Origin of the sequence: Caballeronia sp. LZ035, assembly GCF_031451175.1 — a bacterium.
Taxonomy (GTDB): Bacteria; Pseudomonadota; Gammaproteobacteria; order Burkholderiales; family Burkholderiaceae; genus Caballeronia.
Genome location: NZ_JARUXS010000001.1, coordinates 345,841 through 360,514, shown reverse-complemented (window position 1 = coordinate 360,514; position 14,674 = coordinate 345,841). Strand labels below are relative to the sequence as shown.

Here is a 14,674-nt window from a genome sequence, read left to right as displayed (position 1 = left end):
ATGTCCAAAGCCCTGATCATCGCTGAGAAGCCCTCCGTCGCGAACGACATCGCGCGGGCGCTGGGCGGCTTCACCAAGCATGACGAGTACTACGAGAGCGACGACTACGTGCTCTCGTCGGCCGTCGGCCACCTGCTGGAGATCGCTGCGCCCGAGGAATACGACGTCAAGCGCGGCAAGTGGAGCTTTGCCAATCTGCCGGTCATTCCGCCGCATTTCGACCTGAATCCGATCGCGAAAAGCGAGTCGCGCCTGAAGGTGCTGACCAAGCTGATGAAGCGCAAGGACGTCGACCGCCTCATCAACGCATGTGACGCGGGGCGCGAGGGCGAACTGATCTTCCGCCTGATCGCGCAGCATGCGAAGGCGAAGCATCCGGTTCAGCGGCTCTGGCTGCAATCGATGACGCCCGCCGCGATCCGCGACGGCTTCGCGAACCTGCGCAGCGACGCCGACATGCAACCGCTCGCCGACGCCGCCCGCTGCCGTTCCGAAGCCGACTGGCTGGTCGGCATCAACGGCACGCGGGCGATGACCGCGTTCAACAGCAAGGGCGGCGGCTTCTTCCTGACAACGGTCGGACGCGTTCAGACGCCAACCTTGTCGATCGTCGTTGAACGGGAAGAGAAGATCCGCCGCTTCGTGCCGCGCGACTACTGGGAAGTGCGCGCCGAATTCATCGCCGCGAAGGGCCTGTATGAAGGCCGCTGGTTCGATCCGAAGTTCAAGCGCGTCGAAAACGATCCCGAACAGCGCGATTCGCGCCTGTGGAGCCTCGCGGCGGCGGAATCGGTCGTGGCCGCCTGCCGCGGCAAGACCGGCATCGTCACGGAAGAATCGAAGCCGTCCACGCAGATGTCGCCGCTGCTCTTCGACCTGACGAGCCTCCAGCGCGAAGCCAACGGCCGCTTTGGCTTCTCGGCCAAGAACACGCTCGGTCTCGCGCAGGCGCTGTACGAAAAGCACAAGGTCCTCACCTATCCGCGTACTGATGCACGCGCGCTGCCCGAGGACTACCTGAGCACGGTCAAGGACACCATGACCATGCTCAAGGACAGCAATAACTATCTGCCGTTTGCCAAGCAGGTGCTCGACAAGGGCTGGGTGAAGCCGAACAAGCGCATTTTCGACAACTCGAAGATCAGCGACCACTTCGCCATCATCCCGACGCTCCAGGCCCCGAAGGCGCTGTCCGAGCCGGAGCAGAAGCTGTACGACCTGGTGGTCAAGCGCTTCCTGGCCGTGTTTTTCCCGGCGGCGGAATTCCTCGTGACCACGCGCATCACCGAGGTCGCCGGGCATCACTTCAAGACCGAAGGCAAGGTGCTCGTCGAGCCGGGCTGGCTGCAGATCTATGGCCGCGAAGCCGCGGGCGAGGACGGCAATCTCGTGCCGGTGCAGAAGGACGAAAAGGTCGATGTCGAGAAGGTCGCCGCTCACGGCCTCGTGACCAAGCCGCCGGCGCGCTATAACGAGGCTTCGCTGCTCTCGGCCATGGAAGGCGCGGGCAAGCTCGTCGAGGACGAGGAACTGCGCGATGCGATGGCCGCCAAGGGTCTCGGCACGCCGGCGACGCGCGCGGCAATCATCGAAGGCCTGCTCGGCGAGAAGTACATGGTGCGCGAAGGCCGCGAACTGATTCCGACCGCCAAGGCGTTCCAGTTGATGACACTTCTGCGTGGTCTCGGCGTCGAGGAACTCACCGCGCCCGAGCTGACGGGTCAGTGGGAGCACAAGCTCTCGCAAATGGAACGCGGCAACCTGCATCGCGATGCCTTCATGCAGGAAATCGCGCGCATGACGCAGACCATCGTCAAGCGGGCGAAGGAATACGATTCCGACACGATCCCCGGCGATTACGCGACGCTCGAAACGCCCTGCCCGCATTGCGGTTCGCAGGTGAAGGAAAACTATCGCCGCTTCGCCTGCACCAAGTGCGAATTTTCGATCTCGAAGATTCCGGGCGGCCGTCAGTTCGAGATTCCGGAAGTCGAGGAATTGCTGCGCGAGAAGACCATCGGGCCGCTGTCGGGTTTCCGCAGCAAGATGGGCCGGCCGTTCTCGGCCATTCTCAAGCTCGCGCTCGACGACGAAATCAAGAACTACAAGCTCGAATTCGACTTCGGCCAGGACAACGGCGGCGAAGACGGCGAACCGCCCGATTTCTCGGAGCAGACGCCGGTCGGCGCCTGTCCGAAGTGTCAGTCGCGCGTGTTCGAGCACGGCATGAGCTACGTGTGCGAGAACTCGGTCGCGAATCCGAAGACCTGCGACTTCCGGTCGGGCAAGGTCATCCTGCAACAGGAAATCGCGCGCGAGCAGATGCAGAAGCTGCTCGGCGAAGGCCGCACGGACCTGCTGACGGGGTTCAAGTCGTCGCGCACCGGACGTAACTTCAAGGCGTTTCTCGTCAAGCAGCCGGACGGCAAGATCGGCTTCGAGTTCGAGAAGAAGGAAGGCAAGCCGGCGGCGAAGTCGGCTGCGGCCAAGCGCGGCGCGGCTGCCGCCGAAGCGCAAGCGGACAGCGGCGACGATGCGGGCGACAGCGATGTCGCCGTGGCCGCCAAGACCACGCGCGCCAAGCCTGCCGCGGCCAAGAAGGCGCCCGCGAAGAAAGCCGCCGCGAAGAAGACCACGGCGCGCAAGACGAGTTGAGCGCGTTTCGGCTGCCTGCGGGCGGGAGCCGGCGGTTCTGTTCCGCCGGCTCCAAAGCCCCCCCGCCAAGAAGACCGCAGCTCGCAAGACGCGCTGAGCGCATTTCAGTTGCATGGCCGGTAGACGGCGGTTCCGCCGGCTCCAAAGTCCCCGCGAAGAAGACCGCAGCTCGCAGGACGCGCTGAGCGTATTTCAGTTGCATGGCCGGTAGCCGGCAGTTCCGCCGGCTCCAAAGCCCCCCTGCGAAGAAGACCTCAGTGCGCGAGACGCGCTAAGCGCATTTCAGTTGCATGGCCGGTAGCCGGCAGTTCCGCCGGCTCCAAAGCCCGCCCGCGAAGAAGACCTCAGCGCGCAAGACAAGCTAATGGCCTTCCGGCTGCTCCGCCGGTGATTCATTCAGCTCCAAACAAAAACCCCCACGAAGCGTCTTCGCGGGGGTTTTGTTTTTCTATCTGCGTTTGGCGCGGGCCTTTCAGAACGGCGATGCAGCCGGCACGCGCCCGCGCGTCCTCGAGGGCTTCGCGAGCTTGGGCCCCAGTTCACCATCGATCGGACGCGAACGCGGAGGGGGAACCGGTTCGTCGTCGGCGTGTTCATAGTGCGACTGAGCCGCCGGTGCGACCGGCTGGCCACGGCCATCGCGAATCCATTGTTCGCCGAGCTGGTGGTTCGGCGTCTGGCTGAAATGCTCGACCAGATGATCGATGAAGGTACGCACCTTCGCCGGCAAGTGGCGGCGGCTCGGATACGCGACGTTGATCTCGACCTGCGGCAATTGATGGTCGCCGAGCAGGCGCACGAGCTGGCCGCGCGTCGTATCGTTGCCGATCAGATAGCTCGGCAGGATCGCGATGCCCATGCCGAGCAGCGCGAACTGCCTCAGCATCTCGGTGTTGTTCGCGATGATCACGTTCTGCGGCCGCACCCGCACCTCGCCTTCCGGCCCCGTGAACACGCGCTCGTCGCCCCAGTACTCCGAAGGCAGGCTCAGGCACGGATGTTCGAGCAGATGCTCAGGGCGCGTCGGCGTGCCGTGTTTCTCGAGATACGCGGGCGTCGCGCAGACGGTCATGCATCCGGTCGTCAGGCGCCGCGTGACGACGCTCGCGCTCTTCACCTGCCGCGCGATGACGATGCCGACATCGAAACCTTCCTCGACCAGATCGACCTGACGGTCCACCAGCGTCACGTCCGGAATGACCTTCGGATAGCGCTGCGCGTAGGTCTGCAACACCGGAGCGAGATTGTGCAAGCCGAAGACCACCGGCGCGACGATTCGCAGCGAACCCAGCGGTTCGTGATTGCGCGCCACCACCATTTGTTCGACGTCTTCGAGCTCGTCGAGAATTTGCCGCGCCCGTTCCAGATACACCTGACCGGACTCGGTGAGCGAGAGACTGCGCGTCGTGCGATTCAGCAAACGCGTGCCGAGACGGCCTTCGAGGTCCGCAACATGACGCGTCGCGACTGCATTGGAGATGTCCATCGCGCTCGCGGCCCGGGCGAAACTCCCCAGGTCGGCGACGCGGACGAACACTCTCATCGACTGCAAATGATCCATAAGACAACTCCTGCCGCCATGCGGCTTGAATTCTGCTGCAACGCAATTCAGGATTATCCTAGGACTGGGCGTTTCGTGCAGAAGTTGCCGGGAAACAGGAAAAAGTCGAAAAAAAACGGTCGGCGGGGCGTGTTACGCAGATGAAAGATCACCGATTGTTGCGGATCACACAACGCTTGATCGGCGGCATTCCTGTAAGCGGAATTTTGTCCAGGCTGGCGGGACGGTTTTTGACGGTGTAGGTGCGCAGAAATCGGGCCCGGTGCAATGAGCCCGATAATGGGGATTGATTCGATCGGCGCTACCAATCCGGCATGCAAGCTCGCCGAATGGTCCCGCCGATCGAGTCGAGTCAAGCCGATTCAAGCCGCCAGACGCTTCTCCATCCCCGCCTTGGCTTCAGGCAAGGCGTCCGGGAGACCCTGCTGCAACTTCGTGAAGAGCTCGTCGTGCAGCGCGAGTTCGTCGCGCCAGGCCGTGTCGTTGACGGAAATGACCTGTTCGAACTGCTCGCGCGAGAAACCGAGCGCGCCCCAGTCGATGTCCTCGTAGCGCGGCGAAATGCCGAACGCGTGCTCCTCGCCCTGCGCCGTGCCTTCGATCCGGCCAATCATCCAGTTCAACACGCGCATGTTCTCGCCGAAGCCCGGCCACACGAACTTGCCGTCGTCGCCCTTGCGGAACCAGTTCACGCAGAAGAACTTCGGCACCTTCGCGTTCATCGCGTCGAGGCGCTCGCCCATCTTGAGCCAGTGGCCGAAATAGTCCGCCATGTTGTAGCCGCAGAACGGCAGCATCGCGAACGGGTCGCGGCGCACGACGCCCTGCTGCCCCGCCGCAGCCGCCGTGGTTTCGGAGCCCATCGTCGCGGCCATGTAGACGCCTTCGTTCCAGTCGCGTGCTTCCGTCACCAGCGGCACCGTGTTGGAGCGGCGGCCGCCGAAGATGAACGCGTCGATCGGCACGCCGGCCGGATTCTCCCAGTCCGCGTCGATCGACGGACACTGCGACGCCGGCGCCGTGAATCGCGCGTTCGGATGCGCGGCCTTCGCGCCCGTTTCCTTCGCGATCGCAGGCGTCCAGTCGCGGCCCTGCCAGTCGATCAGATGAGCGGGCGGCGTATCCGTCATGCCCTCCCACCAGACATCGCCATCGTCGGTGAGCGCGACGTTCGTGAAGATCACGTTTTCCTTCAGCGTGGCCATGGCGTTGAAGTTGGTCTTCTCGCTCGTGCCCGGCGCGACACCGAAATAACCCGCTTCCGGATTGATCGCGTACAGGCGGCCGTCGCGGCCCGGCTTGATCCACGCGATGTCGTCGCCGATGGTCGTCACCTTCCAGCCATTCAGGTCGCTCGGCGGAATCAGCATCGCGAAGTTGGTCTTGCCGCACGCCGACGGAAACGCCGCCGCGACGTGATACTTGCGCCCCTGCGGCGAGGTCACGCCGAGGATCAGCATGTGTTCGGCGAGCCAGCCTTCGTCGCGACCCATCGTCGAGGCGATGCGCAGCGCGAAGCACTTCTTGCCGAGCAGCGCGTTGCCGCCATAGCCGGAGCCGAAGCTCCAGATCTCGCGCGTTTCCGGAAAGTGGACGATGTACTTCGTATCGTTGCACGGCCAGGGCACGTCCTTGCGGCCATCCGCCAGCGGCGCGCCCACCGAGTGCACGCACGGCACGAACTCGCCATCCTCGCCGAGCACGTCGTACACCGCGCGGCCCATGCGCGTCATGATGCGCATGTTCGTCACGACGTACGGACTGTCCGACAACTCCACGCCGATATGCGCGATCGGCGAGCCGAGCGGGCCCATCGAGAACGGCACGACGTACATCGTGCGGCCGCGCATGCACCCGTCGAACAGGCCGTCGAGCGTGACGCGCATTTCCTGCGGCTCGATCCAGTTGTTCGTCGGTCCAGCATCCTCGCGACGCTGCGAGCAGATGAAGGTGCGGTCCTCGACGCGCGCCACGTCGGACGGATCCGAGCACGCGAGGAAGGAGTTGGGGCGTTTCTGGGGATTGAGCTTCTTCATCGTGCCGGCGTCGACCATCTGCTGGCAGAGCCGGTCGTATTCTTCCTGCGAGCCGTCGCACCACTCGATACGGTCCGGCTTCGTCACGGCCGCGATGCGCTGCACCCATTCGATGAGCTTGCGGTGCCGGACATGAGCCGGCGCATCGACTTCGATGGACTTGTTATGGTGATCTTCGACTACTGCGGGCTGGTTCATCGAGCTTGTCTCCGTTCTCTGCAATGAAAACCTGGGCCCTCTGACGCTGCGTGCGAGAGGCTTACGAGTCGAACCGCCGGGCGTTTTCGTGCGGTCCCGATGGACGGATTCATCGCACGAAATGCAGTTCGCCAGCCATTGCGGCGTCACGGGCATGAATCCTTCAGCATATGTGCCGGACCGCTGCCCGGCTTGCGTCGCGAAGGAACAAACTGTTAAAAAGAGATACTAAGTGGCCGGTCTCGTTGCGGATCACCGTGGTTTCCGCAAGTTGCGCTGAAATTCTTTCTTTTGGCGCGGAGATACAGGGCTCCTGAAATGTGGGAGTCAAGCATAACATCGCATCGCGCAGCGGCCGTGATGCAGCGCAACAGGCCTGCCGGAGCACAAATGATCGGTATTTACCCGAATTCAAGTGCTCTATTCTCGCGCTTGCCCGAAATTCAGCACGTTTGATGCCTAACAAAAGCCAACCAATGCCCATGAAAATCGCCATCCTCGACGACTACCAGGACGCCGTCCGGAAGCTCGACTGCTTCCATCTGCTCGATGACCATGAGGTAAAAGTCTTCAATAACACGGTGCGCGGGCTCGGACAGTTGGCCAGCAGACTTTCGGAAGTCGACGCGCTGGTGCTGATTCGCGAACGCACGCGCATCAGTTCGCAACTGCTCGACAAGTGCCCGAAACTGCGCATGATCAGCCAGACGGGGCGAGCCGGCGGCGGACACATCGACCTCGATGCCTGTACCGAACGCGGCATCGCGGTGCTCGAGGGCACGGGTTCACCCGTGGCGCCGGCCGAGCTGACGTGGGCGCTCATCATGGCGGCGCAGCGGCGCATTCCGCAGTACGTCGCGAATCTCAAACAGGGCGCGTGGCAGCAATCCGGACTGAAGACTTCGGCGCTGCCGCCGAACTTCGGTCTCGGCCAGGTGCTGCGCGGTCAGACGCTGGGCATCTGGGGTTACGGCAAGATCGGCAAGCTGGTGGCGGGCTACGGCAAGGCGTTCGGCATGAACGTGCTCGTGTATGGCCGCGAGCATTCGCAGACGGCCGCGCGTGAAGATGGTCATGCGGTCGCCGAGAGCCGTGAGGCGCTGTTCGAACAGAGCGACGTGCTGACGCTGCATCTGCGTCTGTCCGACGAGACGACGGGCATGGTCAAGCAGGACGATCTGATGCGCATGAAGCCCACGGCGCTGTTCGTGAACACGAGTCGCGCCGAACTCCTGGAAGACAATGCGCTGCTCAACGCGCTGCATCACAACCGGCCGGGCATGGTGGCGGTGGATGTCTTCGAAAGCGAGCCGATCCTGCAAGGCTATGGCCTGCTGCGGCTGGAGAACGTGATCTGCACGCCGCACATCGGCTATGTGGAGCGCGAGAGCTACGAGCTGTACTTCAGCGCCGCGTTCAAGAACATCCTCGCGTTCAACACGGGCGACACGTCGAGCGTCTCGAACAAGGAAGCGTTGCAGCACGCGCGGCGGCGCTGAGAGGCGTTATAGCGTCGAGATGTCGATGGACGGTTCGCAACGCACCGGACAGTTCACCGAGTTGGCGATGAAGCAATAGCGGTGCGCCTCTTCGTGCAGGCGCGCCGCGAGAGCTTGGTCGCCGCCTGCGCCGATGGTCACGCGCGGGCGCAGCAACACATCGACGAAGCGGCCGTCGCCTTGCGCTTCCTCCTGCATGGTGCCGACGGCTGCATCGACGTAGCCGGTCACGACGATGCCATTCGTCGCGCACAGATGCAGATACCAGAGCATGTGGCACGACGACAGCGACGCCACGAACAACTCCTCCGGATTGTGACGCGCGGGATTGCCGCGGAAGGCGGGATCGCTCGATCCTTCTATCGCCGTCTTGCTGCCGACGCGCACGAGATGATCGCGCGAATAGGCGTCGTAGGCGGAAGTGCCTGAACCCAGGTTGCCCGTCCAGTCGACGGTCAGTTCATACGTGTGCTGCTTCGCCACGATGTGCTCCTCATCCTAAGTCAGCATGCGATGCGGTTTCGATCAGACACGGCAGACGCTCGAGGAAATCTTCGGCGTCGGCGCGGCCCAGGTCATAAGCATGTTGCATCTGGGATGGACTCGTATAGTCCCAGCTTGAAATCGGCACCTTGCGCGATGGCTGAACGTAGATGCGTCGCTGCGCGCCATGCGGCACGACGAACATGCGCTCGCGCGGATAGAGCCGCGTGACCATGACGAGGACGAGACCCGGCGCGGCATCGAGCGCCGAGACGGGCACGTTGTCGACCATGCCGCCGTCCAGCACAGGACGGCCGTGGCGACGCAGGATCGGCGTGAACGGCGGCGTGCTCGACGATTGCAGGATGAGGTCGGCGAGATCCTCGACTGTGGCGCAGTCCTGTGCTTTCACGAACTCCGGATGGAAGCCGAGCGTCTGGCCGAGTGTCGGATGCAGCGTCTTGCGCAGGTACTTCTCGATGTTGTACGCGATGATCCCGGCCGCGACCGCACTGCGCGCGCCGAGCCAGCGCGGCAGATGCGACACGCCGATGCGGATCTCGGGCGCATGCCGGAGTTCGGGGAAGCGGTCCGCAAAGATGTCGAGCAGTGCCTGACGGTAGATGCGGTAGTGCGGAAACACCGACTCGCCGCGCAGCAGGTTGCCCCAGTAGGCGTTTCTCGTGTTGTCGCGCAGGACGTGGGCGTAGTACGCCATCACGCGGCGCGATTCGTTCGTGTAGAGCATGCAGGCCGTGGCGGCGCCCGCCGAAATGCCCGCGATGATGCGCGGCTTCAGATCCAGTTCTGGCCGGATGACGTCCCAGAAGCCGGCTTGCCACCAGCAGCGGTTGCCGCCGCCCGCGAATACGACTTGGTCGAACATTTATTGATTGAAGAGCGCGTAGGTGGTGGTGGCGTGGGCGGCGAGTTCGCCTTGTGCATCGCGCATTTCGATGTCGCCGAAGACGAGATTGCGGCCGCGCTTCTGCACTCGGGCGGTGACGAGGATGTCGCCGGACTTCACCGGGCGCATGAAGGTAGCGTTCAAGGAGACGGTGGTCATCGGCGAGAAACCGCCCATGACGTGCGAGATGGCGATGACCATCGCGGTATCGGCGGCAGCCATGAAGACCTGGCCGCAGATGACGCCGCCCGCGTGACGCAAGTGATCGGAATGGGGCAGGCGCAGGGTGATGGCGTCGTCGGCGATGGCGGCGGGCGTGAGGTGCAGGTCTTTGACCCAAGGCGCGAGGATGCTGTCGAGCAAGGCGCGGATGGCGGGATCGTCCATGAGCTTTGATTTGAAGTCTTCGGGCGGGAGAATGCGCCCATGATAACGGGATGCGGAGGTGGGCTGCGCCTCTCTGCGATAGCGCGATGCGCCGGAATTTTTCAGAAATTTGCGAAAAGGGGCTTGCGTGCGCTCGAAAATCACCGCTATAATTTCCCTTCTGTTGGGGCGTTAGCTCAGTTGGTAGAGCAGCGGACTCTTAATCCGTAGGTCGAGTGTTCGAGTCACTCACGCCCCACCACCCGATTCATGCAAAAAGCCCAGTCCTTGCGACTGGGCTTTTTGCTTTCCAGAACATCACCTACCTCACCCCCACCCAGATCTCCGTCACCAGATCCGCAGGCGCGGTCTCCCTCGGGTCATTGAGATACACCTCGAACACCGGCGCGTCGCCCGTTTCCCTGCCCGACTTCGGCAGCCACTCCCCATATAGCCACTGATACGCAAAACAAAGCTGCGCATACGGTCCGACATGCGTGAGCACGGCAAACTCCCCACCCGGAACCTCGACACGCGACACCGGCGCCTCGAACTTCACCGCATCGGGCTCGAACAACTCGCAACACGCCATCGAGCGCAGTTCCTCAGCCGGCACCGCAGAAGGATCATCAAAGTAAATCCCAAGCGACCTCGCTCGCGGATCAACGAGCCCACGTGTCGTCAGCCAGTGAAACAGCATCTCGAACGCGCGACCGATGCCCATGTAATCGCCCCGATGCTCGATCGCCGCGACACTGAATCCTTCCTGCGTACGAATGTCGACCTGATGTTGTTGCATCGCTCCCTCCTCCGATCCGAAACCATCGATCGCCCCGAACATCGACGCCCCGCCTTCGTTCCTGAACTGTCCCGGCGCCATCCGGTAACTCGCCTGAAACGCTCGCGAGAACGCCTGCGCGCCGCTGTAACCGGCTCGCGCAGCGATCGCATCGATCTGCGCCTCACCATGCAGCAACTCGTTCGCCGCACGATGCAACCGCAAGCGCCGCACGGTCGCCGCTGCCGTCTCGCCATAGAATCCGTGATAGATCCGGTGCCAGTGATACGGCGACAGACACGCCACCTCGGCGAGACGATTGAGATCGAGTTCGTCGTCGAGATGATCGTGGATATAAGCGACCACGCGCGCGAGCCGCGTCTCGTAAAGCTTTTCGCCCATGCTGCGCTCCAGGAAGAAGTGCATACGATGCCCAAAAAGTAGCACGACCCGCTTTAGCATTTCTTGCTGACTTTCCACACTTCCCTGGAAGCTCACGCCGCCCGCCTCGCCTCGCGAGACGCGTACACTTCCGTCTTTGAACCGACGCAATCACGCCGCGCCGCGCACACCGCACGCCCCGCGCGATGCAACAACGAGAACCATCGAACATGTTCACCTGCCGAAACCAGTCCTGCGAAGCACAGTGGGAGCCGTCGGACGTCGTCATCAAGAACGAGGGCCAAGGCCTCTTGTTCCGCTGCCCGATGTGCGGCGCGCGCAATTACGTCGCCCGTCACGAAGCGCCCGACGGCAACGTCTCCTACGAACAACTGCGCGACGTCCCGCCCCATGGCGAGCGCTGATCCGACATGACTATCGACACCTCTTTCAGCAGCCTGCCGCTCACGCCCGCGATGCAGGCGAATCTGCAGCAGCTCGGCTATCAATCGATGACGCCGATCCAGGCCGCCAGCCTGCCGCCCGCGCTTGCGGGCCACGATCTCATCGCGCAGGCGAAGACCGGCAGCGGCAAGACCGCCGCGTTCACGCTGCCGCTGCTCGCCAAGCTCGATCCGAAGCAATTCGCCGTGCAAGCCCTCGTGCTCTGTCCGACGCGCGAACTCGCCGACCAGGTCACGCAGGAAATCCGCCGTCTCGCGCGCGCCGAGGACAACGTGAAAGTGCTGACGCTCTGCGGCGGCACACCGATGCGTCCGCAGATCGCGAGCCTCGAACACGGCGCGCATATTGCCGTCGGCACGCCGGGGCGCATCATGGATCACCTCGGGCGCGGCACGCTTGCACTCGACGCCGTGCGCACCCTCGTGCTCGACGAAGCCGACCGCATGCTCGACATGGGCTTCTTCGATGACATCGCATCGGTCGCGCGTCAATGTCCGAAGGATCGCCAGACCTTGCTGTTCTCGGCAACCTATCCGGAAGGCATCGTCAAGCTGAGCCAGCAGTTCCTGCGCAATCCGCGCGAGATCAAGCTCGCCGAACAACACAGCAACGCGAAGATCAAGCAGCGCTTCTATGAAGTCGCGGATCACGAACGCCTGCATGCGGTCGGCCTGTTGCTGGATCACTATCGCCCGGTCAGCACGCTCGCGTTCTGCAACACCAAGCAGCAATGCCGCGATCTGCTCGACGTCCTCCTCGCGCAAGGCTTCGAGGCGCTCACGCTGCACGGCGAACTCGAACAGCGCGAGCGCGATCAGGTGCTCGTGCAGTTCGCCAACCGCAGCTGCTCGGTGCTGGTGGCAACCGATGTCGCCGCGCGCGGTCTCGACATCGCCCAGTTGGAAGCGGTCATCAACGTCGATGTCACGCCGGATCCGGAAGTGCATGTGCATCGCATCGGGCGGACGGGACGGGCGGATCAGGAAGGCTGGGCGCTGTCGCTGGCCAGCATGGACGAGATGGGGCGTGTCGGATCGATCGAACAGGCGCAGCGCGCGGAAGTGGAGTGGCATCCGCTTGCCGAACTGACCTCGGCTGCGCCCGGCCATCTCAAGCCGCCGATGGCGACGCTTCAGATCCTCGGCGGCCGCAAGGACAAGATCCGACCCGGCGACGTGCTCGGCGCCCTCACCGGCGAAGCGGGCTTCGACGGCAAGCAGATCGGCAAGATCAACGTGATGGACATGGTCACTTATGTGGCGATCGAACGCGGCGTCGCCGACGACGCCGTGCGCCGGCTCGGCAACGGCAAGCTCAAGGGGCGCAAGGTGAAAGTGCGCCGCATGTAGTCAGGCTCAGACTTTCTGCGAGGGATCGCCGGCGATGGTGTCCGGCTTGGAGCTTGAGTTCGCGGGATTGCGCGTCATCAGCCGCAGGCCGCTCGCAATGCTGCCCGCGCCCGCGAAGGCCGCGCCCAGCGAAAGCGCGAGCGTCGGTCCATGCTTGCCGGCAAGGCTGAAGCACAACGCCACGAGCGCTGCGCCGGTCGCCTGTCCGATCAGACGCGAGGTCGCGATCACACCGCTCGCCCCACCGCTGCGTTCACGCGGCGCGCTCGACATGAACGCCTTCAGGTTCGGCGACTGGAAGAACCCGAAGCCCGCACCGCAAATGGCCATGCGGATGCAGATCTCGAGCACGTGCGGCTGCGCGGGCAGCATGGCCAGCGACAACATGCCCACGCACAGCAGCGCGAGTCCGATTCCGCCCAACAGCCCTGGCGATTGCCGGTCCGACAGACGGCCGGCGATCGGCGCCATCAGCGCGACCAGCGCGGACCACGGCGTCATCAGAAATCCGGTTTCGACCTGACTGCGGCCGAGCACACTCTCGAAGAAGAACGGCAACGACACGAACGCGAGCCCCTGCGCGGCGAACGAGCAGATGGCGGTCATCGTCGAGAGGGCGAACATGGGGCGGCGGAAGAGATCGACGGGCAGCATCGGCGCCGGATGACCGCGTTCGCGGCGCAAGAGCAACACGCCCGCCACCAGCGTCACGCCGAACGACGCGAGCACGATCTGCGTCGGCGCGCGCTGCGACGCCTCGCCGAGCGCAAAGATCAGCGACGCGAACGTCACGACGTTGAGCAAGGCGGCCACGCGATCGAAGCCGTGCGCGGCCCGTTTGGTCCGCGGCAACGACGGCCACGCGATCATCAGTGCAAACACGCCAACCGGCAGGTTCACTGCGAACAGCCACGGCCAGGTGCCGAGCGAGAGCACAATGGACGCAACCGTCGGCCCGACGGCGAACGCGATACCGACGACCAGCGCATTCAGTCCGACGCCGCGCCCCAGTCGATGCGGCGGAAAGATGGCGCTGATGAGCGCGGCGTTGACGCTCATGATGGCGCTCGCGCCGAGACCTTGAAGCAGGCGCGCGGCGACGAGCGTCGGCAAGGACCACGAGAACGCGCACAACGCCGACGAGATCAGGAACACCACCAGCCCGCCCAGATACACGCGCCGATGCCCGAGGATGCCGCCGAGCGCGGCGAACGGCAGCAGCGTCGCGACCATCGCGAGCTGATACGCGTTAATGATCCACACGGACGCGGCGGGCGTCGTATGCAGGTCGGCGGCGATGGCCGGCAGTGCGGTGTTGGCAATGGCCGTGTCGAGCGTCGCGAGCGCGACCGACAACAGGATCGCCGCCATGCCGCGCCGTTCGAGCGGGGTCATCGGGGCGTCGGGATCGTGGGGCAGGTCTTGGTCTTGGGGGCGTTCTTCGGTGGGCACGGCGCTGAATCCGGATTAAGCGGAAGAAGAATAATCCGAAACGATACGGGAAGGCGGGGGTTTTCGCTGAGGCAGGGATGGAGGGCTTTCAGATGGCTTTCCGGAAGGCTGCGCGGGTATGCTTGGGCGATGGCGTCGATCAAGGGAGACCGGGAGATGGCGATTCGAATCGTGAGGCTGGGGACGCCGCGTGCGCAGGATGAAGGCTTGCGTATCGGCACGGTGCGCAGGCCGCCGCGTGGGGTGCCGAAGGCGGATTTTGCGACGCGGGATTTCTATGACGTGTGGTATCCGGTGCTGTCGCCGACGCAGGACCTGGTGACGGCGGCGCTTCATGCCGAAACCGACAAGGATTGGCGCGCGTTCGTGAAGAAGTTCAAGGCGGAAATGGCCGCGCCCGATGCGAGCAGGACGCTGGATCTGCTGGCGGCGCTGTCGCATCAGACGAACATGGCGCTGGGATGCTATTGCGAGCATGAGGCGCGGTGTCATCGCTCGGTGCTGCGGGAGTTGTTGACGGCGCGGGGGGCGGAGGTGGTTTGAG

The 14,674-nt window shown here is 63.9% G+C and carries 12 protein-coding genes and 1 tRNA gene; 6 read left to right on the top strand and 7 right to left on the bottom strand.

Annotated features, from left to right (window positions below):
- Entirely contained in the window at positions 1-2,655 is a 2,655-nt protein-coding gene (locus tag QCE88_RS01715) for a DNA topoisomerase III (protein WP_309898650.1), read from the top strand.
- A gap of 472 nt (positions 2,656-3,127) precedes the next feature.
- Here QCE88_RS01715 and QCE88_RS01710 read toward each other — a convergent pair whose 3' ends face one another.
- Positions 3,128-4,216, bottom strand: a complete 1,089-nt coding sequence (locus QCE88_RS01710; RefSeq protein ID WP_309898648.1) for a LysR family transcriptional regulator — start codon at positions 4,214-4,216, stop codon at positions 3,128-3,130.
- A gap of 362 nt (positions 4,217-4,578) precedes the next feature.
- Complete coding sequence (locus tag QCE88_RS01705; protein WP_309898646.1) at positions 4,579-6,450, bottom strand: phosphoenolpyruvate carboxykinase (GTP); 1,872 nt, start codon at positions 6,448-6,450, stop codon at positions 4,579-4,581.
- A gap of 482 nt (positions 6,451-6,932) precedes the next feature.
- Here QCE88_RS01705 and QCE88_RS01700 point away from each other — a divergent pair, with 482 nt between their 5' ends.
- On the top strand, positions 6,933-7,949 hold the full coding sequence (locus QCE88_RS01700) for a D-2-hydroxyacid dehydrogenase family protein (protein WP_309898644.1): 1,017 nt from the start codon (positions 6,933-6,935) through the stop codon (positions 7,947-7,949).
- A gap of 6 nt (positions 7,950-7,955) precedes the next feature.
- Here the strand turns inward: QCE88_RS01700 and QCE88_RS01695 are convergent, their stop codons facing one another.
- From QCE88_RS01695 to QCE88_RS01685, 3 genes are read right to left on the bottom strand one after another with little or no spacing between them, the layout of a single operon-like run.
- Positions 7,956-8,432 (bottom strand): OsmC family protein, encoded by a 477-nt coding sequence (locus QCE88_RS01695; protein ID WP_309898642.1) that lies wholly within the window; start codon positions 8,430-8,432, stop codon positions 7,956-7,958.
- A gap of 10 nt (positions 8,433-8,442) precedes the next feature.
- Positions 8,443-9,318, bottom strand: a complete 876-nt coding sequence (locus QCE88_RS01690; protein ID WP_309898640.1) for a patatin-like phospholipase family protein — start codon at positions 9,316-9,318, stop codon at positions 8,443-8,445.
- The gene (locus QCE88_RS01685) at positions 9,319-9,726 is read right to left on the bottom strand and encodes a PaaI family thioesterase (protein ID WP_309903315.1); all 408 of its coding nucleotides are present in this window, start codon (positions 9,724-9,726) and stop codon (positions 9,319-9,321) included.
- 165 nt (positions 9,727-9,891) lie between these two features.
- Between QCE88_RS01685 and QCE88_RS01680 the strand changes: the two genes are divergently transcribed.
- Positions 9,892-9,967, top strand: a tRNA-Lys gene (locus QCE88_RS01680).
- A gap of 60 nt (positions 9,968-10,027) precedes the next feature.
- On the opposite strand, the gene QCE88_RS01675 is transcribed toward QCE88_RS01680, so the two are convergent.
- Complete coding sequence (locus tag QCE88_RS01675; RefSeq protein WP_309903313.1) at positions 10,028-10,909, bottom strand: AraC family transcriptional regulator; 882 nt, start codon at positions 10,907-10,909, stop codon at positions 10,028-10,030.
- 185 nt (positions 10,910-11,094) lie between these two features.
- Between QCE88_RS01675 and QCE88_RS01670 the strand changes: the two genes are divergently transcribed.
- On the top strand, positions 11,095-11,289 hold the full coding sequence (locus tag QCE88_RS01670; RefSeq protein WP_309898639.1) for a hypothetical protein: 195 nt from the start codon (positions 11,095-11,097) through the stop codon (positions 11,287-11,289).
- 6 nt (positions 11,290-11,295) lie between these two features.
- Positions 11,296-12,678 (top strand): ATP-dependent RNA helicase DbpA, encoded by a 1,383-nt coding sequence (gene dbpA / locus QCE88_RS01665; protein WP_309898637.1) that lies wholly within the window; start codon positions 11,296-11,298, stop codon positions 12,676-12,678.
- Between the two features lie 6 nt (positions 12,679-12,684).
- Here dbpA and QCE88_RS01660 read toward each other — a convergent pair whose 3' ends face one another.
- Positions 12,685-14,073 (bottom strand): MFS transporter, encoded by a 1,389-nt coding sequence (locus QCE88_RS01660; protein ID WP_309898635.1) that lies wholly within the window; start codon positions 14,071-14,073, stop codon positions 12,685-12,687.
- Between the two features lie 213 nt (positions 14,074-14,286).
- On the opposite strand from QCE88_RS01660, the gene QCE88_RS01655 reads away from it, so the two are divergent.
- Positions 14,287-14,673, top strand: a complete 387-nt coding sequence (locus QCE88_RS01655) for a DUF488 family protein (RefSeq protein ID WP_309898633.1) — start codon at positions 14,287-14,289, stop codon at positions 14,671-14,673.
- Position 14,674 lies beyond the last annotated feature (1 nt).

Excerpts from the sequence above, each read along its gene's own strand:
- QCE88_RS01715 (WP_309898650.1), top strand. The coding sequence starts at position 1 with ATGTCCAAAGCCCTGATCATCGCTGAGAAGCCCTCCGTCGCGAACGAC.
- QCE88_RS01710 (WP_309898648.1), bottom strand. The coding sequence starts at position 4,216 with ATGGATCATTTGCAGTCGATGAGAGTGTTCGTCCGCGTCGCCGACCTG.
- QCE88_RS01705 (WP_309898646.1), bottom strand. The coding sequence starts at position 6,450 with ATGAACCAGCCCGCAGTAGTCGAAGATCACCATAACAAGTCCATCGAA.
- QCE88_RS01700 (WP_309898644.1), top strand. The coding sequence starts at position 6,933 with ATGAAAATCGCCATCCTCGACGACTACCAGGACGCCGTCCGGAAGCTC.
- QCE88_RS01690 (WP_309898640.1), bottom strand. The coding sequence starts at position 9,318 with ATGTTCGACCAAGTCGTATTCGCGGGCGGCGGCAACCGCTGCTGGTGG.
- QCE88_RS01685 (WP_309903315.1), bottom strand. The coding sequence starts at position 9,726 with ATGGACGATCCCGCCATCCGCGCCTTGCTCGACAGCATCCTCGCGCCT.
- QCE88_RS01675 (WP_309903313.1), bottom strand. The coding sequence starts at position 10,909 with ATGCACTTCTTCCTGGAGCGCAGCATGGGCGAAAAGCTTTACGAGACG.
- QCE88_RS01670 (WP_309898639.1), top strand. The coding sequence starts at position 11,095 with ATGTTCACCTGCCGAAACCAGTCCTGCGAAGCACAGTGGGAGCCGTCG.
- dbpA (WP_309898637.1), top strand. The coding sequence starts at position 11,296 with ATGACTATCGACACCTCTTTCAGCAGCCTGCCGCTCACGCCCGCGATG.
- QCE88_RS01660 (WP_309898635.1), bottom strand. The coding sequence starts at position 14,073 with ATGACCCCGCTCGAACGGCGCGGCATGGCGGCGATCCTGTTGTCGGTC.
- QCE88_RS01655 (WP_309898633.1), top strand. The coding sequence starts at position 14,287 with ATGGCGATTCGAATCGTGAGGCTGGGGACGCCGCGTGCGCAGGATGAA.